This window comes from Litorimonas sp. RW-G-Af-16 (assembly GCF_048319245.1).
Taxonomy (GTDB): domain Bacteria; phylum Pseudomonadota; class Alphaproteobacteria; order Caulobacterales; family Maricaulaceae; genus Litorimonas.
Genome location: NZ_CP166993.1, coordinates 616,382 through 632,007, shown reverse-complemented (window position 1 = coordinate 632,007; position 15,626 = coordinate 616,382). Strand labels below are relative to the sequence as shown.

General features: G+C 53.5%; 23 protein-coding genes. All 23 read right to left on the bottom strand.

The features are described from left to right. Positions 1 to 20 precede the first annotated feature (20 nt). Positions 21 to 428, bottom strand: coding sequence for a phage tail tape measure C-terminal domain-containing protein (locus AB8615_RS03135; protein ID WP_409433488.1), 408 nt, complete (start codon positions 426 to 428; stop codon positions 21 to 23). After that, a complete protein-coding gene (locus AB8615_RS03130) occupies positions 425 to 622 on the bottom strand; it encodes a phage tail assembly chaperone (protein WP_409433487.1) in 198 nt (65 codons plus the stop codon). The genes AB8615_RS03135 and AB8615_RS03130 overlap by 4 nt, the downstream gene beginning before the upstream one ends. Continuing rightward, complete coding sequence (locus tag AB8615_RS03125; RefSeq protein WP_409433486.1) at positions 609 to 938, bottom strand: GTA-gp10 family protein; 330 nt, start codon at positions 936 to 938, stop codon at positions 609 to 611. Before AB8615_RS03125 ends, AB8615_RS03130 begins: the two co-directional genes overlap by 14 nt. After that, complete coding sequence (locus AB8615_RS03120; protein WP_409433485.1) at positions 939 to 1,349, bottom strand: phage major tail protein, TP901-1 family; 411 nt, start codon at positions 1,347 to 1,349, stop codon at positions 939 to 941. A gap of 8 nt (positions 1,350 to 1,357) precedes the next feature. Beyond that, complete coding sequence (locus AB8615_RS03115; protein WP_418152638.1) at positions 1,358 to 1,780, bottom strand: DUF3168 domain-containing protein; 423 nt, start codon at positions 1,778 to 1,780, stop codon at positions 1,358 to 1,360. Further along, positions 1,777 to 2,094, bottom strand: coding sequence for a phage head closure protein (locus tag AB8615_RS03110; protein WP_409433483.1), 318 nt, complete (start codon positions 2,092 to 2,094; stop codon positions 1,777 to 1,779). Before AB8615_RS03110 ends, AB8615_RS03115 begins: the two co-directional genes overlap by 4 nt. After that, a complete protein-coding gene (locus AB8615_RS03105; protein ID WP_409433482.1) occupies positions 2,091 to 2,648 on the bottom strand; it encodes a head-tail connector protein in 558 nt (185 codons plus the stop codon). Before AB8615_RS03105 ends, AB8615_RS03110 begins: the two co-directional genes overlap by 4 nt. A gap of 90 nt (positions 2,649 to 2,738) precedes the next feature. After that, positions 2,739 to 3,959, bottom strand: coding sequence for a phage major capsid protein (locus AB8615_RS03100; RefSeq protein WP_409433481.1), 1,221 nt, complete (start codon positions 3,957 to 3,959; stop codon positions 2,739 to 2,741). After that, positions 3,949 to 4,425, bottom strand: a complete 477-nt coding sequence (locus AB8615_RS03095) for an HK97 family phage prohead protease (protein WP_409433480.1) — start codon at positions 4,423 to 4,425, stop codon at positions 3,949 to 3,951. Before AB8615_RS03095 ends, AB8615_RS03100 begins: the two co-directional genes overlap by 11 nt. Before the next feature lie 10 nt (positions 4,426 to 4,435). Continuing rightward, complete coding sequence (locus tag AB8615_RS03090) at positions 4,436 to 4,696, bottom strand: hypothetical protein (protein ID WP_409433479.1); 261 nt, start codon at positions 4,694 to 4,696, stop codon at positions 4,436 to 4,438. After that, on the bottom strand, positions 4,689 to 5,888 hold the full coding sequence (locus AB8615_RS03085) for a phage portal protein (RefSeq protein ID WP_409433478.1): 1,200 nt from the start codon (positions 5,886 to 5,888) through the stop codon (positions 4,689 to 4,691). The genes AB8615_RS03090 and AB8615_RS03085 overlap by 8 nt, the downstream gene beginning before the upstream one ends. Before the next feature lie 157 nt (positions 5,889 to 6,045). Continuing rightward, complete coding sequence (locus AB8615_RS03080; RefSeq protein WP_409433477.1) at positions 6,046 to 6,483, bottom strand: hypothetical protein; 438 nt, start codon at positions 6,481 to 6,483, stop codon at positions 6,046 to 6,048. 97 nt (positions 6,484 to 6,580) lie between these two features. Then, complete coding sequence (locus AB8615_RS03075; RefSeq protein ID WP_418152634.1) at positions 6,581 to 7,741, bottom strand: DNA-packaging protein; 1,161 nt, start codon at positions 7,739 to 7,741, stop codon at positions 6,581 to 6,583. Between the two features lie 48 nt (positions 7,742 to 7,789). Next, positions 7,790 to 8,146 carry a hypothetical protein gene (locus tag AB8615_RS03070; RefSeq protein ID WP_409433475.1) on the bottom strand — a complete coding sequence of 119 codons (357 nt, stop codon included), beginning with the start codon at positions 8,144 to 8,146 and terminating at the stop codon, positions 7,790 to 7,792. A gap of 40 nt (positions 8,147 to 8,186) precedes the next feature. After that, positions 8,187 to 8,939 (bottom strand): DUF6456 domain-containing protein, encoded by a 753-nt coding sequence (locus AB8615_RS03065; RefSeq protein ID WP_409433474.1) that lies wholly within the window; start codon positions 8,937 to 8,939, stop codon positions 8,187 to 8,189. Beyond that, positions 8,933 to 9,277 (bottom strand): helix-turn-helix domain-containing protein, encoded by a 345-nt coding sequence (locus AB8615_RS03060; protein WP_409433473.1) that lies wholly within the window; start codon positions 9,275 to 9,277, stop codon positions 8,933 to 8,935. The genes AB8615_RS03065 and AB8615_RS03060 overlap by 7 nt, the downstream gene beginning before the upstream one ends. 135 nt (positions 9,278 to 9,412) lie before the next feature. Beyond that, a complete protein-coding gene (locus AB8615_RS03055; RefSeq protein ID WP_418152631.1) occupies positions 9,413 to 9,922 on the bottom strand; it encodes a PAS domain-containing protein in 510 nt (169 codons plus the stop codon). A gap of 166 nt (positions 9,923 to 10,088) precedes the next feature. Further along, positions 10,089 to 10,505: a MucR family transcriptional regulator gene (locus tag AB8615_RS03050; protein ID WP_409433471.1), complete on the bottom strand. Its 417-nt coding sequence runs from the start codon at positions 10,503 to 10,505 to the stop codon at positions 10,089 to 10,091. Continuing rightward, entirely contained in the window at positions 10,502 to 12,253 is a 1,752-nt protein-coding gene (locus AB8615_RS03045; RefSeq protein ID WP_409433470.1) for a Na(+)/H(+) antiporter subunit D, read from the bottom strand. The genes AB8615_RS03050 and AB8615_RS03045 overlap by 4 nt, the downstream gene beginning before the upstream one ends. Continuing rightward, the gene (locus tag AB8615_RS03040) at positions 12,253 to 12,603 is read right to left on the bottom strand and encodes a hypothetical protein (RefSeq protein WP_409433469.1); all 351 of its coding nucleotides are present in this window, start codon (positions 12,601 to 12,603) and stop codon (positions 12,253 to 12,255) included. Before AB8615_RS03040 ends, AB8615_RS03045 begins: the two co-directional genes overlap by 1 nt. Beyond that, complete coding sequence (locus AB8615_RS03035) at positions 12,600 to 13,712, bottom strand: proton-conducting transporter membrane subunit (RefSeq protein ID WP_418152628.1); 1,113 nt, start codon at positions 13,710 to 13,712, stop codon at positions 12,600 to 12,602. The genes AB8615_RS03040 and AB8615_RS03035 overlap by 4 nt, the downstream gene beginning before the upstream one ends. Next, positions 13,685 to 14,089 (bottom strand): hypothetical protein, encoded by a 405-nt coding sequence (locus AB8615_RS03030; protein WP_418152626.1) that lies wholly within the window; start codon positions 14,087 to 14,089, stop codon positions 13,685 to 13,687. Before AB8615_RS03030 ends, AB8615_RS03035 begins: the two co-directional genes overlap by 28 nt. Positions 14,090 to 14,091: 2 nt before the next feature. Next, positions 14,092 to 15,618, bottom strand: coding sequence for a monovalent cation/H+ antiporter subunit D family protein (locus tag AB8615_RS03025; protein ID WP_418152625.1), 1,527 nt, complete (start codon positions 15,616 to 15,618; stop codon positions 14,092 to 14,094). Positions 15,619 to 15,626 lie beyond the last annotated feature (8 nt).

Genomic DNA, 15,626 nt, shown 5'->3' with positions numbered 1-15,626 from the left:
TAGTTAAATAAAACTGCACGCTAATTTCGTGCCTGTCCGCGGGCGACAGCTTGGGCCAAGCGGGTCGCAATCTGCGCCTCTGATTGTTTCAAACCCGCAGATGATCCTGTAGAATTAATTGTCATATTGACAGTAATAGGAGGCTTTGAATTGGCGCTTGATCCTGTCAATCCTTTGCCAATATCACTGACAAGAGATTGCAGCGGTGCGGTCACCAACTCATTAATTGCGAGCCGTGCAAGGTCACGTGAAACACTTTCAGCCAAAGCATTAAATGAGAACTCACCAGATCGCGCAGCGCGTTCAAACGCATTCGCTATCCTGTCCCCCGCGAGCTCGAAGGCCTGCGCGAGATCATCAGCCGCTTCGATTGCCGGGCCTTTAGAAAAGGCATCCAAGGCACGCGCCGCATCATTTGGCTCAGTCATAATTCATCCACTTCATCGGGAAATTTTTGGCAAAGAATGTCTAACTCTGCGCGGTTCAAATTTGGGGACATGCTGGTGTTTAAAATCGTAAACCAGTCATGCACAGACGTGCCCCAAAAGACGTTTGGAGGCATATTCATTTGTCGCACAGCAAAGCGCAGCCATGCCTCAAACGGCCAATCACTTTGGCGCATTTTCACCTCTAAATGTCTTGTTTATTATCTCTGTGATGGCCGACATAGCGGCAGCTATTTCAGGCGAACTCGCAGAGGCTGCTAGCCTGTCCACATCCTCGGAGGGGAGACAAGGACGCAAAAGACAGGCTAGCAACGTGCGCGCTGCATCATCGTTGAGATTTCGAAAAACCTGCGCCAGATGCAGCGGTCCCCCACCTCCGAAACGCGCCGATATTTCGGCTAACGCTCCAAGCGTGAGGCGAAGGTGGTAGGTATCGCCAGCAATCACAATAGACTGATCACCGGGCTGATAACCTTGATAGCTTGCTATCATTTAGAAGGCTGCAAATTGCGGAACGCCAGCACTCACAAGTGACACATCAAAGCTAGCCTCACCCTGATAGGTGCCCGAATAACTCAGCGCACTCAAAATGAACGGGCCCGTCAGAGTCCCAAAGTCTGGGATGATGCACTGACACTCGATTACTGATTGTTCGAAAAAGGCTTGCCGCATCAAAGCATCCGACGCCCCATCGCGAAACACTCCTGCCCCGCTGATCTCGACAGATTTTGTGCCTGCGCCTGGCAGCAATTCTTTCCACCCATCCACAGATCCCGTGTCGGTAATATCAACAGGTCGCGAATTGAGACGAAAATTTTTTGTGCGAAGTCCCGCTACGGTGACGTAATCACCTGCGTCATTTTTAATTTTAAGGAGCATATCGCTCCCGCGTTGGGCCGCCATGGGACCTCCTATAATTCGGTTTCAAGAGTGAGTGAGAGGCGCAGTAAGCCATGCAATGTGCGGCCATCTGTGGCGCGCATGACATCGGCATAGATCACCGTTGCACGACTTATTCGTGCGTTCTCCGATGATTGGCCACGTGCAGACAGTAATGCGTTTTCGACATGACTTAGCAGAGTAAACACCTCCGCGCGGCTCGCATATCGGGACCAAATATGCAAGCTCATCTGATGGTTAGACAAGCTAACCCCATCGCCACTATCGTCTGATGACCGCAGCGGGCCATAGGTCAGATAGGGGTAAACGGGATCTTCCGGCGCCGCGTCATATAGGCGTGGTGGATCGCCAAGCAGGGTTTGCAGCGTTTGGTCCGCGCTAAGAACAGCGTGAACCAGCTTGGCGAGTTTCGTAGCATTGGACGAGACACTCATAGCGCTTCCTCCTCACAGATGAGATGGAGCCGCTCTCGACGAGTGTCAGGGTCGGACGCCGCGACAACGCGTAAAATACGATCGCCCCAGATCAACCTTGCCCGCTCTGGGAAAGGCGAAATATGGCGGATCGTGACTTTATAGGACTGCGTCACCGTCAGCCGACCATTGTCCCGAACCTCTGTGATAGATTTCGGTGTAATCGCGCCCCAGAGCTGTCGTTTGAAATTCCAAACTCGAGATGCGCCGCCAAATTCATCTTGCGTTTCCGACGGCGTATATAGACCAAGCCGCACACGTAATTGCCCAATCATAGCCGCATCCCCCGGTAAGGCATCAGCAAAGCATCAACCATCATCGGCGTCGGCGCATCAATATCGCCGCGATGTTCATAAGCCTGCGCGATTAACAACAGCATGGCTTGCCGCAAAGGCATTGGAATATCGTCTGGCGTTGGCCCAAAACCCGCAACAAAATCGATTTCTATGCCTTGACCATCTGGAAATGCGCTGCGCCAATTTTGCCCAGAGGTTAACGTGATTGGTACAGGGCGCGCCTTACGGTTCGCTCGAAATGCACTGTCTGAAACTTCTAATGTATCAGTCTCGGTGATAACTCGGGCCGTCGTGATCTCTAAAACGGGATAGCAGTTCAAGTAAGTCGATTTGCCTTTGGGCAAATTGCGCGCCAGAGTCTGCGCCCGTGTGATGAGGGAAAGTCCCGTCTCGCGTTCTACTTTTTCGCGCGCAAATCGAATGAAACCGGATATCAGTGTGTCTTCATAGTCATGGTCAACACGCAGAAACGTCTTGGCCGTTTCGAGTGTAATCGGTTCTGTGGGCGGCGGGTTTATGTCAAAAATTCGCATGGGGTGTCCTCCTCTAAGATGGGCTAGGGTCATAAAAAAAGCCGCACAGAGCGCGGCTTTCGGATCGGTTTTTTAGTCAGGTGAGCGGGGCTATGCCGCGCCCTTGAGGACTTTGATCGCGTCGAAATCCTGCACACCACCGCCCACGCGCTTGGTTGTGTAGAACAAGACATACGGCTTGGCAGAGAACGGATCGCGCAGCACGCGGACACCTTGACGGTCAACAATTAGGTAGCCACGACGGAAATCACCAAAGGCAATCGCCGCCTCTTCTGTGTCCATATCCGCCATGTCTTCCATCTCTGTCAGGGCATAGCCGAGCAGAGTGCTAGGCTTTCCAGCTTCGACAGATGGCTGCCAGATATAATTGCCATCAGCGTCTTTGAACTTACGCACTTCGTTGACCGTGCGGCGGTTCATGACAAAGCTGGCCCCTGCACGGTAACGCGATTTCGGCGCGTAGATCAGGTCGAGCAAATCATCGACAGGGTTCGTCGGATTAAATCCGCCAGCCACACCTGTTGCGATCGAGCCGATCTGACCCCAGCTTTGTGAGCCGTTATCGACTTGGGCATAGGACATAAAGCCCTTGGGCTTGTTGACGCCGTCGCCATTGACGAAGGCGGCTGTTTCTTGGGCCGAGAACACGTCTCGCACTTCTTCTGCCAGCCATTGATCGACGTCTGCAATGCTATCGTCGAGCAAGGACTGTGTCGCTGCGGGCATCGCGTAAAGCTCGCCGACAGGGAAGTCGATGATCTCTAAGTTGGGCGCAGAATTGCCAAGCGGCATAGCGGCCTCGCCTGTCCAGCCAGAGCTGACGCCCGTTGCTGTCACAGGTTTCTTATAGCCGCAGTGACCAATCCGTCGGATCGTCGCGAGCTGTCGCATGGGGGACGTTTCGGTCAAGACAGTGTCGATGCGGCTCTCTGTCTCGACTGGAGCGATATACCCGCCTTCATTATCAGTGGCGGTCATTTTGCCTTCCAGCGAGGTCAAAGCAGAAGCATCGCCTGTGCGGATGAATGAAGACCAAGCCGATTTGGCTTCTGATGTTTGGCGAGGCTCAATGCCTGGCTGCGAAAGCGACACGGAGAGGTTTTCAATCGTCTTTGTTTGCACATCAAGCGCCGCGTTGAGGCGGGCCACTTTGTCTTCGAGCAGGACGTCCGCAGTTGATTTTTTCTCAATCTCAGCGAGGCGCTGATCATTGGCGTCTTTGAAAGCGGCGAAGGTTGAGGCGAAATCTGCTTGCGCATGTTTCATCTCTGCTCCGCCCATTTTGGTCTCTAGGTTTGAATTATGACTCACGAATTAGACTCCTTTGTGATGTCGGGTTTTGGGAAATAACGTCGTCGATTTGCGTGATCCGCGCAGAACGCAGCATCGGGAAGGCGACGACGGACACCTCCCAAAGATCGAGGTCGAGTAAGAGACGCCCTTGCGACGTCTGTGATTTTCGGCGCACGCGGTAGCCAATAGAGAGGCCAGAGACGGCACCCTCAGCAATCCACCGCCGCACACGTTCCGAGCGCGCGCTGCCAGAAAAAACACGACCTGAAACAAATAGACCAGATCGGTCTTCCAACAGCCTATCCCAGACCCCGATGGGCTGATCGGTCTCATGCCCGAACAGCATGGGCAATCGCCCATCGGGAAGCTTGAGTAGGCTAGCTGCAAATGCGCCGCGCTGAACTTGGTCGCCAGACAGATCGGGCTGACCGAACAGGCTGGCATATCCACTGACGCGGAGGTCAGCAGGAGAACTCATTTCCATAGGATTATCCTTAGTTTCGAGGCTTGATCAGCTCGCGCTCAATGCGCAGCAGGCTTTGCGCCATTTGATCGGTTTGCCCTTCGAGCCGAGCGAGGCGTTCTGATATGCCCGGCGTGAGTGCCGCTTGCATTTCCAAAGCCGTGAGCCGCGCTTCCGCAGCCCCAGCCCAGATCAAAGCGCCTGCTGTCTGTGCAATGACGGCGAGCAACAAACCCATAGTGATTGTGCGGTCAAAGCGCGGCGGGTAAATAATAGGTCGCTCATTATTCATCGAATTCTGCCTCTTGACTGGCGAGACCTGCAAGTATGCGGCGCTCATCATCTGTAATAAAGGTCGCTTCAGACAGGCGTTTCCACAGCACAGCGCGTTCTTCGGCCATCGCTGGGACATGTTCGAGTTCGGCGTGAATTGTCAGGTCATCGCCGAAGAACGGCTGCAGCCAGCCTTCCAACCCTCGCGCCGTTTTTTGCACCAAGGGGATAATCGTCTGACGCCAAAATGCTTGATTGGCCTCACGGTAATTGGCGTAGCTGTTGTCGCCTGGAATTCCGAGCAGCATAGGCGGCACACCAAAAGCCAATGCAATATCGCGAGCTGCTTCGCGGCGGGTTTGCGTGAAGTCCATGTCAGAGGGCGACATGCTCATGGACTTCCAATCCAGCCCACCCTCCAAGACCATAGGCCGCCCAGCATGTTGGGGGCCGCTATAATTTCCCTCCAGCTCTGACTTTAGACGCTCAAATTGTTCGTCTGTTAGATGTTCGCCTGGTTGGCCTTTGTAGATCAGCGCACCACTCGGGCGGGCGGAATTATCGAGCAAAGCCTTCGCCCATTCCCCGCCTTGATTATGCAGATCAACCGCTTGTGCTGCCGCCTGCAAGGGCGGGAGACCGAAGCAATCATCAGACGGATTAAATAAACGCATATGATGAACGGCGCAGCGATCCGTCGCAGCGTCGCGGCGAAAGCGTCGCGCTACACCACCGAGATTGTGATCCCAGCCCTGCACTCGCCCTGCCTTATCCGTGACGAGTGACATGCGATCCGGACGCAAGGCGCGCAACATGATCGGCACGTCACTGCTCAGAACGGCTTCGAAATAGCTGTCGCCACTGACCTGGAGATAGCCGTAAAAGGCTTCCATGACTTCGGTAATTGACTGCTGGCTGTGACCTCGCACAAGCAAGCGCCCTACAGGATCGTCTGGCACGCACTGACCATCGCGCCGCGCACACAGCGCAACGGAGGCTGCAGCCTCGGAAATCATCCGCACGCAGCGGTAAGCAATCGGGTTACGTGCATAGCCTTCGCGCGACATCGCGCCAAATTCGCGCGGCGTCCACTGCGCACTGGATGTCAGTTGCAATGCCAAGATGGGCGCGGCGCCTTTCGTCTCGGGCATGGGGGCCGTAGGCATGGGCAAAGAGGTGGCCGCTTTGCGACCACGAAACGGGTTTTTCATAAACGGGATGTCCTATCAACCAGAGCTATTGAAATCAGCGCTCCAACCGCTCAGCGGCTCAAGACACAATTTCGTCGATGGGTGTTTTATAGGGGCAAATAGAACGGCGCGGATACGTCTCGCGCATTCTCTACTAAGTGACTGTAATTAAATAAGTCTAGGCAACCTTAAACAGGGATGCAGTCTTCGTATGCTGTCCCAACAATGTCATTGTGAGTTTATAATTGCTGCGCAAATCGGCCCGCATGCGCTCATCACCCAACATTGAAGCTAATGTAATTGCGCCGCGATAGGCTTGCTTGGCTTTTTCCAAAGCCGCTTTGTCTTGATTGGCTTTGCCCAGCAGCAGAAGCGTGTCAGCCAAAGCCTGCTGTATTTCCGCATGCTCACGCGGGCATGTCTCGAACGAGTAATAAGCCTGGGCTGACCGCAGCGCCGTCACGGCCTCCGACAAGGGTTCGGTCTCACCCGTCTGCGTCGCTAGAGAAATCATCTGTATCGCCAGCGCACGGTTGAGATAGCCTAGTTCAGAATTAGTATCAGCCAGCTGCTCTTGCAACTGCTGAACCTGCTTGGATTTCCGAATGTGACGCATTCCCACTCCTCAACGTCATGCCCGCAGATAATGAAAGGACATGATTAACGAGGTCTTAATTTGAGTTGAAATGTGGCGGCTTTAAGCCTGAACTGCACTAAAAAAGGCCACGAATACGCGGTGAAGCTGTGTTTGCAATCAGCAGGTGTGAAACGGCCCAAACCAGTGCGTCGACGCGGTCAGGACTGCCGCGCATAACCGGTGATCCCATCATAGCCAGTTCATCTTCTAATTCGGAAAATTGTCCAACATGACGGACTCGGCCCTGCTCATAGAGCGCAGCAACAGGCTCGGCGCGTGTGATTTTTCCGCGACTGGCATGGACTGTGCGAAGCGGAATATTGGGATCGATTTGGGCCAAGATCGTGCGGATCATATCCCCGCCTTGATTGGTCTCCGCCAGCAGGCAATCCGCTTCCCATGTATGAAAAAGCGCTATGGCTCGTCGCGCCCATCCTTCAGGCGAAAGCCCCTGCTCCGATCCGTCTTGCAGGATATACGCTTTGGCATCTCGCCCTTCGCCCACGCGCCCCGCCACGACTAAGCCGCATCGATCGGCTTTGGGACCAGAGGTCGTGGGCGGGTCTATTGAGACGATAATGCGAGAGAGTTCTGGCGCCGCAGCAATCCGCGCAGCATCAATCACGTGTCGCGTCCAAAGCGCACCCGGATGATCCTCAATTAAATCCCCATCTAATTCCTGCCGTCCGAGACGCGTGCCACCATAGGTCTGCGCCATAGCCTCAAGAAAACTAGCTGCGAGATGCCGTGCATTATCAGAAGTCTTGGCGCGGCTGATTACAAGGTCAGGCGTTTGTAGAAGCTTCTTTAGCGCAGGAATAGGCCGCGGCGTCGTCGTGACAACTAATTTTGGATCATCGCCCAACCGCAAGGCTAGACGTAAATTTGATAGGGTCTCATCGGGATGGCGCCACGCGCAAAACTCGTCCGCCCACGCCACATCAAATTGCGGCCCACGCAAACTGTCAGGATCTTCGGCAGAAAAGATATGCCCCACCGCACCATTTGGCCATTCAAGGCGGCGGCGCGAACTAATGTATTGAGGACGCTCGCTCGGATAGCCAATGCGCAGCAACCCACTATCCCCGTTCAACATCACCTCTCGGCCATCGCTTAGGTTTGGCGCGACAAGGGCGATATGTCGGCAGCCTCCCCAAGCCACGCGCTCGCGGATCCACTCTGCACCCGCACGCGTTTTGCCAGACCCCCGCCCCCCATCAGTAGCCAGATCGCCCAATCTAAGTCAGGTTCAATCTGGTCCGCCCGCGCGTGATTGTCCCAGTTTTCAAGATGCTGAAGGAGGTCGGCCGTCGTCATACGGTGAAAGAATGTCTTCAATGTCGGCGTCAGATAAGACCTCAGCATAGAGCTTTTGTAGGCGTGCCACGAAGCGCGCGCGGTCGGCGGGACTGGGGGGCGGGATGTCTTCATATCGCGTATATTGGCTCTCAAATCTGTGTGCGGCAACGCGCTCATTATGGCTTTGAATATCGCTAATGGATTTCAGGTGAGCCGAAACGGATTTTGCTAGCCTCTCCATCTCAGCAGGCGGCCCAGCTGCATCATTGGATAATGCGGCGATCTGGGCCAAGAGATGAGTGAGCGCATCTTGCAGGGGTTGATCGGAAATTGGCTCTGTCATCTGAACAGAGTATGCCGCGCCCAGGGACCGTGGATACGTCTTAGCGACTGCCCGCTTCCGTGCCGTAAAGAGTAACTAATCTTGCGAGGCCGATTTTGAGGATACTTAGCCCGCTGGATTTTACCCAGCGTTCTGCGCGTTCAACAGAGTCGAGCGACTCGTCGCGGCAGCAGACAGCGATCACAGCATTTTCCAACCCATCACCCAATGCCGCGCGAGCCGCGAGCAGACGCGTCTTGGCTGTCATGTGGGACAAGATAGTATTTTCCTGCGCGTCTGCACGGCGGCCGCCATCGACGCCAGCGGTGTCGTAATTTTGTGTTGAGACATGTCCTGCCCCAGCCATGGCATAGTCTTTTGCAAGGCGCCGACCCGCTTCCACTTCACACGCCCGGAGGATCAATCGACCATCTCGGCCCCGTTTGCGCGCCAGTCTTTCAAGCGCACTGTTACGTCGATTTAGGTTGGCTTTGCGAATAGACCCGCCGGGGATGAAAATATCTCGTTCTTCAAGATCATAGTGCTGACCATCGACTGAAGATGTTGAAATTTTAGTATTCTTCAAACGGCGCTCTAATGACGGGCGAACGACATAGCCTTTGGGCGTGCGATCCAATGCACCCTCAGCCAGCAAACGCTGCAGCCGATCGTGCTGAACCCAAAATACGCCCGTGCGGCGGCGTCGATCACCATTCGGGAACACTTGATAAGCATCGGCGCGCACAGTCACATTGATCACGGCCCGCTCGGCAATCATACGTTTGATAAACTTCTGGTCGCGTTCACTTAGCATAATTCCGCCTCCAACCGCATCGGCGCTTGGGCGAGAAAGCTCTCAAGCTTAGATATTTTGCGGTCAAAAACGGGGTCGTCGCGACTGTCCTCCACGACATTACAGGCATGGGAAACCGTTGACCTATCCTTGGAAAACAGCTGCGCAGTGCGGGTCAGTGTCACGTTATAGGTGACATGCAGCAGATACATCGCCACTTGGCGCGCGAAACAGTGTTGCGTATCACCACGGCGATGACCGCTGATCGACAAATCAGGCAGGCCAAACTCTAACGAGACAGCAGCAACAGTGAGCAAGGCCCGAGGAATGTCTTCGGGGACAGATTGAGAACGGCGCATGAAAAACCTCTTTATTCGCGGGTTCGTCACTTTAGCTGCAACAACGAATAAGAGGATTATATTCCTACTATTTAACCTCAAGAGTCAAGCTTAATAGGAATTTATTCACATGATAATATTTTTAAATATTTGTTTTTAGGCGTAAATTTTTGTCTCAGTCACCTTTTGGTCGGCGACATCAGAGAGCTTTACGAGGTGATCATAACCGAGGATCATATTAATATCGCGCCCGTTATCGGAAAGCGGAACCCGCACCCAAAACTGCGCCATATGAGAGCCATTGGGCGTGTTGGGCTTCGTCACACCGACATAGGGTTTACGGGTTTCTATTACTTGATCCAAAACGCGTGTCCAATAATCAACGCGACACCCAATGGGTAATTCATCAATATGGCGACCTTGAATTTCTGCGCCGTAAAGATTCCAAAAACCTGTGCCTGCCAGGCGGATATGATAACGATGACCAGAGGCAGAAGGGCGTCGCTCGACCAGGCTTGTCATCGGCAACTGTACGGAAATATCTTCTGGCTTGATGTCATGTCGCGAAGGCAATGCATTTTCGCGACATTGTGATCGCCAATAGTCGTAAAATGCCTGTTGTTCTGGCAGAATTATTTGATGCCGAAGCGCATTGCCTGATAGCACGCCTGTCCCCTTTGTCCCTTTGTGCGGGAGGTTGCGCCCTTCCCACATCTAAGGTTTTTAGGTGTTCTGAGACGACATCAAGGGTTTGTTAACCATATTGCAGGTCAAATGTCGCAAAATGACTCGTTTTTTATATCGCATCCGATTCGATTGGCGATTTATCGACTCAGCGCTTGTTTTTCCCAAGGCCCGTTCGCTTTGCGAGGGCGGATCGGCGCTTCGCATAATCAGGCGCGACCATGGGATAGTCTTTAGGTAAACCCCATTTTTGACGGTATTCGTCAGGCGTCAGGTTATACTTCACCCGTAAGTGCCGTTTGAGCGACTGAAACGGCTGACCATCTTCGAGGCAGATAATGACGTCGTCACGTAAGGAGTCAGCGATGGGCACGGCTGGATCAGGACGCACTTCGGGGGTGGCGGTCACTTCGCTATACGCTGCGCTTTCCAGACTATCATAAACAGTCTGGATCAGGCTCGGCAGATCGTTTGGGTTGACCTGTCCTTGGCCCGCAATCGCGGAGACAATATCAGATGTGTGGCGCAGCAAAGCTGTTTTCTGCTTTTGGCTTAACTCACTCACGGGGTGATATATTCCAACACCAAAACCAACACCAAGACACCTGCGATGAGAGCGGCTGGCAGACCAGACGGCGTTGATTGCGATAAGCCACCCGCAGGGCTGAAAGTTTGATATAGGCGCTTACCCGCTTTGCCGAGGGTTGCGTCGCGCAGACGCGTGATATTGGCCCCCAAACGCGTCCACATAGCAGAACCCCACAAGGCGATGTTTAGTCCCACTTTGCGGTAAAGCCAATCAGCGTCTAAAATCTCAGCCCGACGTTCGGCTGGATAGAGCTTGAACCGCTTGAGAAGCGTAAAGGCGAAGATAGCCGCGAAAAGCAACTGCATCTGGAAGACCACGTGGTCAACCGTATAGGGCTTGTAATCCGTCTCATACGGCATGAGCGCGTAGAGCATTTGGTAGCCACCCCACGGCCATGCCAAAACAATGCAGAGGATTGCAGCAAGGCTCATGGCGACAAGCATATTCCACGGCGCTTCTTTCACTCGCCGCCCGCTATCATGCGCGAAGAAAGTGAAGTGCGGCACTTTAATGCCCGAATGTTCCATCACACCAGCAGATGCGAACAGCATCATCAGGAAGGGGATATAAAGATGTTCTTCCACGGCAGCGGCAAGGATCATCGACTTGGTCACAAAGGCCGCCAATAATGGGAAGGCCGCAATCGACCCAGCCCCTATCAAGCACAGCACAGCCGTGAACGGCATAGACCTGAACAACCCGCCAAGCTCTGACGCTTTGGCTGTTCCAGTGCGATACATGACGGCTCCGATGGACATAAAAAGGAGACCTTTAAAGATAACGTGGACGAAGACTTGCCCGACCACGCCGTTCATTGCCATCGTCGTCCCGATCCCGATACCCGCGACCATAAAGCCAAGCTGGTTGTTCAGGGAATAGGCTAGCACGCGGCGCAGATCGTTCTCCACCACCGCAAAGAATACGGGGAAGCATGTCATAATACACCCGATCCAGATCAGAATATCTGTGCCCGGGAAAGCCCTTGCAAGCGCATAGATCGCAAACTTTGTCGTGAAACTGGCGAGGATGACCGTGCCTGTGATCGAGGCTTTGGGATAGGCGTCCTGCATCCACATGTGCAGCATCGGGAAACCGCACTTAATCCCCATGGCGAGCAGCAGAAGCAAGCCACCTGGTGCGTCTAGTCCGATATAACCGAAGGTGAAATCTCCACCATTAGCGCGGGCAAACATCACAGCCCCCGCGAGGAGCATCACGCCCGATAGCACATGAATCGCAAGATAACGCAGCCCCGCTGCATAGGCGTGTTCGCCGCCCTTCCAGATTAAGAAGACCGACGAAATCGCCGTCAATTCCCAGAAGATAAACAGTGTAATCATGTCGCCCGCCAGGACACCCGCGATCGCGGCACCCGTATATACTAGCGCAGAACTATCGGTAATACGGCACTTTTCGTGGAGACCGTAAATCGCATTAATCACACCAGCGAGGCAGAAGAGGAATCCCCAGACAAGGCTGAGGCGGTCAATGCGTAGCGTCGTTAGCTCAATCCCGCCAAAAAGCAGTTTCCCGCCGATAACGCCGTCAGAGCCAATATCTTGGCCAAAATACATTTGATAAATCAATGCGCCTGCCAAAATGGGGGCGCCGAGTACGAGGATTTTGCGCAAGAAGCCCGTGGCCCCAGTTTTAGGAATCAAGGCGCAAATGACGCCCGCTATTACAACCCATAGCCCAGGATTTATTTGCATGAGATCAAACATCAATGCTCTCCCTCATGCAGATGCTCGGTCGAGTAATCGGGGTCAGGCAATCCGCCTTCTCCGTAATAGCTCTCATCACGTGCAAGAAGTTTGAATAATGGCCCTGCAGCAAATACAATGAAGCTATAGGCCAAAAATCCGTAAATCGCCCAGCTGCCTGGGATATTTTCTTCATAGGGGAGCGGATGTTTTTGAGGATACATAACGCCCAAAACACTGCAGGCCAAAAGCCCAATAAGCGGCAACCATATGAAGTTGCGTTTGACACCTTCGCGACCCAAAAACAAAAACGGTTTGGCTGCGGGATGCACACCCTCTGCGGAATGGTCGACTAACTCTCGATCGCTCATGGCAGCAGCCCTCCCGGTAGAATTGGTGCAAGGAAATCAACGATCCCGCCCGCGAAGAAAAACAAGAAAAGCGAACCGAGAGCTGTGATCACTGGCGGGATAATAACCCATAAATGCTTCCCGCGCAGAGTTGCAATATGTGCGTCATCATCAGGGTTCGCCGCAGGTTTCATAAAGCCGCGCACCGCGACAGGAATTAAATAGATAATGTTGAGAATAGACGAGACTATCAATGCCGCGATCAGGATAGCTTTCCCGCTATCTAGCGCGCCAGCCATGAGGTAAAATTTTGCCCATGACCCCCCCATGGGTGGGATACCAATAATGGAGAGCGACCCGACCAGAAACGCCCCGAACACCCACGGCATTGTCCGTCCTAAGCCATCTAATTCACTCACCTTTGTGCGGTGCGCAATCGTGTAAATCGCCCCCGCGCACATGAACAACGTAATTTTACCCCAAGCATGCATGACGATTTGCAGTCCGCCGCCAATGATACCCATAGGCACTGCGAGCATCGCCCCTAAGGTGACGTAAGAGAGCTGCGAAACGGTTGAATAGGCCAGACGCGCTTTTAGATTGTCTTGCCGCAGCGCAATGATGGAGGCCACCACGATAGAAATCGCAGCAATCCAAGACAGTACTGTTGACGCAGGCGTTTCCGCCGCGAGACTTGGCCCGAATGTAAATACCACCACTTTCAGCATGGTGAACACACCCGCCTTCACAACCGCCACAGCGTGTAGCAATGCGGAAACAGGGGTCGGCGCAACCATGGCATTAGGTAACCAAGGATGAACGGGCATCAAGGCCGCTTTGCCAATGCCGAATGCAAAGAGGAATAGCAGGATGGACGTTGCCAAAAGGCTTGTTCCTTCTGGAAAAACCCCGCCGACCTGGAACTCCGTCGTGCCCGCGATAACTTGCGTACCGATCACGGCTGGTAGGAGCAGCGCGAGCGATGTACCCATCAGGATCAAGGCATAAATTGTCCCGCCACGCTTAGCCTTGGCATCGCCTTTGTGTGTCACTAGCGGGAACGTCGAAATTGTGAGGGCTTCGTAAAAGATAAACAGCGTGATCAAGTTTGCGGAGGCCGCAATACCCATAGCGGCGAAAATTGCGATGGCGACGAAGGCAAAAAATCGTGTCTGATTTTTTCTTTATTCCCGCGCATATAGCCGAGGGTAAAGAGCGAATTGACGATCCAGAGCGAACTGGCAATGGCGGCAAATGTTGCGCCCAGTGGCTCTAATTTTAGACGCACATCAAAGCTGCCCGCGAAAGTGCCGAGGTGTAGTTCTGGCCGAACACCGTCTGCGACTTGAACACACAGGTAACCAACAGTGGCGAGCAGTAATGCGCCAGCGACTAAGGTAATGCCTTCGCGAATATTTTGATATTTTCCGGCAAGCGGGATCAAGGCAGCCGCGACTAGCGGGATGATAAGGATCAGGGCGAGCGCGAGTTGTGGGGTCAGGGTCATGGCTAGTCTCCCATACCTGGCAGCACAAAGGATGCCGCGCGCTCTGATGTTTCAACTAGCAGATCGCCGAGACCTAAAATATTTGACCCAATCGCGATGGATAAAATGGCCAGCAACCACATTGGGGCCAGCATTAATAAGGGCGCTTCATTTCTCACAGCGGGTGCGCCGTTGACGATGGGTGGGTCTTGGAAATATGCGTCGAGCAAAATTCGCCCGATATATACCAAGGCCAAAATAGATGATAACACGATCACCCCAACCGCCCACCATGCGCCCGAGGCTGCAGCGGCTTGTGCGAGTTGCACCTTAGATACAAAACCAGCCGTGAACGGCACACCAATCAAAGATAAGCCTGACACAAGAAATGCGCCCATCGTCCACGGCATCGTCTTGGACAAGCCTTTAAAATTCACCGTTCGCGTAATCCCGAAGCGATACCACATCGCCCCGACAGCCAAGAATAAGCCGCCTTTAATAATCGCATGATTGAGCAAATGCAGATACCCTGCGCCCACACTAGCAACTGTCGCAATCCCAATACCCAGCAGCATATAGCCGACTTGCGCCACGGAAGAAAAGGCCAACATCCGCCGCGCATCCGTCTGGAATATCGCTTGGAGCGAGGCGAAGATCATGCCGAACACTCCCAGCCCCACAAGGACGAAGGTCAGAATAGTCTCGACATAATCATACTCAGGATTGAAGACTGTGAAGACGAAACGGACGAGCAAATACAGAGCGGCTTTTGTCGCCGTGGATGCGAGGAAGGTCGTGACATGTGTCGGGGAATAAGCATAGGCGCCAGGCAACCATGTATGCAGTGGGAACATTGCGAGCTTTAATCCCAACCCTACTATGATGAAGCCGAAAGCGACTTTTGCCACGCGCGATCCGCCGTCGAGGTCTGCAAGGATACGCGCCATATCCGCCATATTTAGCGTGCCTGTCTCCATGTATAAAAATCCAATGCCGATGACGAAAAACGTCGCGCCGATAGACCCTAGAATTAAATAATTATACGCCGCAGATAAGGCTCGACGATCACGCGCAGCCCCCATGGCGACCAAGACATAGGTCGAGATCGAGCTGACTTCTAAGAAAACAAAGACATTGAACGCATCGCCTGTGACGACCATGCCAAGCAAACCCGCCATACACAGAAGAAAAGCTGCATAATAAGCGGCTCGCTTCTTTGGCTCTATTTCTGCCATAGTCGCAGGCAGCGCATAGACGAGCGAGACGACCGCCATGAACGCAATCAAAATGAGAACCGGCGCGCTCAGCGCATCTATCACGAGCGAGATACCATGTGGCGGCGCCCAGCCCCCCATCGGATATACTGTCACGCCGTTTTGTAGATTGTTGAGCGCAAGCGCTAAGGCTGTCACCGTGCAAATGACGGAGACAAAAAAGGCGACACTCCACGCTAATTGTCGCTTGGGCAAAATAGCTGTGATCGCCGCCATCAGCAATGGCAGCACAATGAGGAAAGCCGGTACCGTGAACCAAAATCCATTCAGGAACATAATCAAGC

Coding starts and splice junctions, on each gene's coding strand:
- AB8615_RS03135 (WP_409433488.1), bottom strand. CDS start 428: ATGACTGAGCCAAATGATGCGGCGCGTGCCTTGGATGCCTTTTCTAAA.
- AB8615_RS03130 (WP_409433487.1), bottom strand. CDS start 622: ATGCGCCAAAGTGATTGGCCGTTTGAGGCATGGCTGCGCTTTGCTGTG.
- AB8615_RS03125 (WP_409433486.1), bottom strand. CDS start 938: ATGATAGCAAGCTATCAAGGTTATCAGCCCGGTGATCAGTCTATTGTG.
- AB8615_RS03120 (WP_409433485.1), bottom strand. CDS start 1,349: ATGGCGGCCCAACGCGGGAGCGATATGCTCCTTAAAATTAAAAATGAC.
- AB8615_RS03115 (WP_418152638.1), bottom strand. CDS start 1,780: ATGAGTGTCTCGTCCAATGCTACGAAACTCGCCAAGCTGGTTCACGCT.
- AB8615_RS03110 (WP_409433483.1), bottom strand. CDS start 2,094: ATGATTGGGCAATTACGTGTGCGGCTTGGTCTATATACGCCGTCGGAA.
- AB8615_RS03105 (WP_409433482.1), bottom strand. CDS start 2,648: ATGCGAATTTTTGACATAAACCCGCCGCCCACAGAACCGATTACACTC.
- AB8615_RS03095 (WP_409433480.1), bottom strand. CDS start 4,425: ATGGAAATGAGTTCTCCTGCTGACCTCCGCGTCAGTGGATATGCCAGC.
- AB8615_RS03090 (WP_409433479.1), bottom strand. CDS start 4,696: ATGAATAATGAGCGACCTATTATTTACCCGCCGCGCTTTGACCGCACA.
- AB8615_RS03085 (WP_409433478.1), bottom strand. CDS start 5,888: ATGAAAAACCCGTTTCGTGGTCGCAAAGCGGCCACCTCTTTGCCCATG.
- AB8615_RS03080 (WP_409433477.1), bottom strand. CDS start 6,483: ATGCGTCACATTCGGAAATCCAAGCAGGTTCAGCAGTTGCAAGAGCAG.
- AB8615_RS03070 (WP_409433475.1), bottom strand. CDS start 8,146: ATGACAGAGCCAATTTCCGATCAACCCCTGCAAGATGCGCTCACTCAT.
- AB8615_RS03065 (WP_409433474.1), bottom strand. CDS start 8,939: ATGCTAAGTGAACGCGACCAGAAGTTTATCAAACGTATGATTGCCGAG.
- AB8615_RS03060 (WP_409433473.1), bottom strand. CDS start 9,277: ATGCGCCGTTCTCAATCTGTCCCCGAAGACATTCCTCGGGCCTTGCTC.
- AB8615_RS03045 (WP_409433470.1), bottom strand. CDS start 12,253: ATGTTTGATCTCATGCAAATAAATCCTGGGCTATGGGTTGTAATAGCG.
- AB8615_RS03040 (WP_409433469.1), bottom strand. CDS start 12,603: ATGAGCGATCGAGAGTTAGTCGACCATTCCGCAGAGGGTGTGCATCCC.
- AB8615_RS03035 (WP_418152628.1), bottom strand. CDS start 13,712: ATGGGTATTGCGGCCTCCGCAAACTTGATCACGCTGTTTATCTTTTAC.
- AB8615_RS03030 (WP_418152626.1), bottom strand. CDS start 14,089: ATGACCCTGACCCCACAACTCGCGCTCGCCCTGATCCTTATCATCCCG.
- AB8615_RS03025 (WP_418152625.1), bottom strand. CDS start 15,618: ATGTTCCTGAATGGATTTTGGTTCACGGTACCGGCTTTCCTCATTGTG.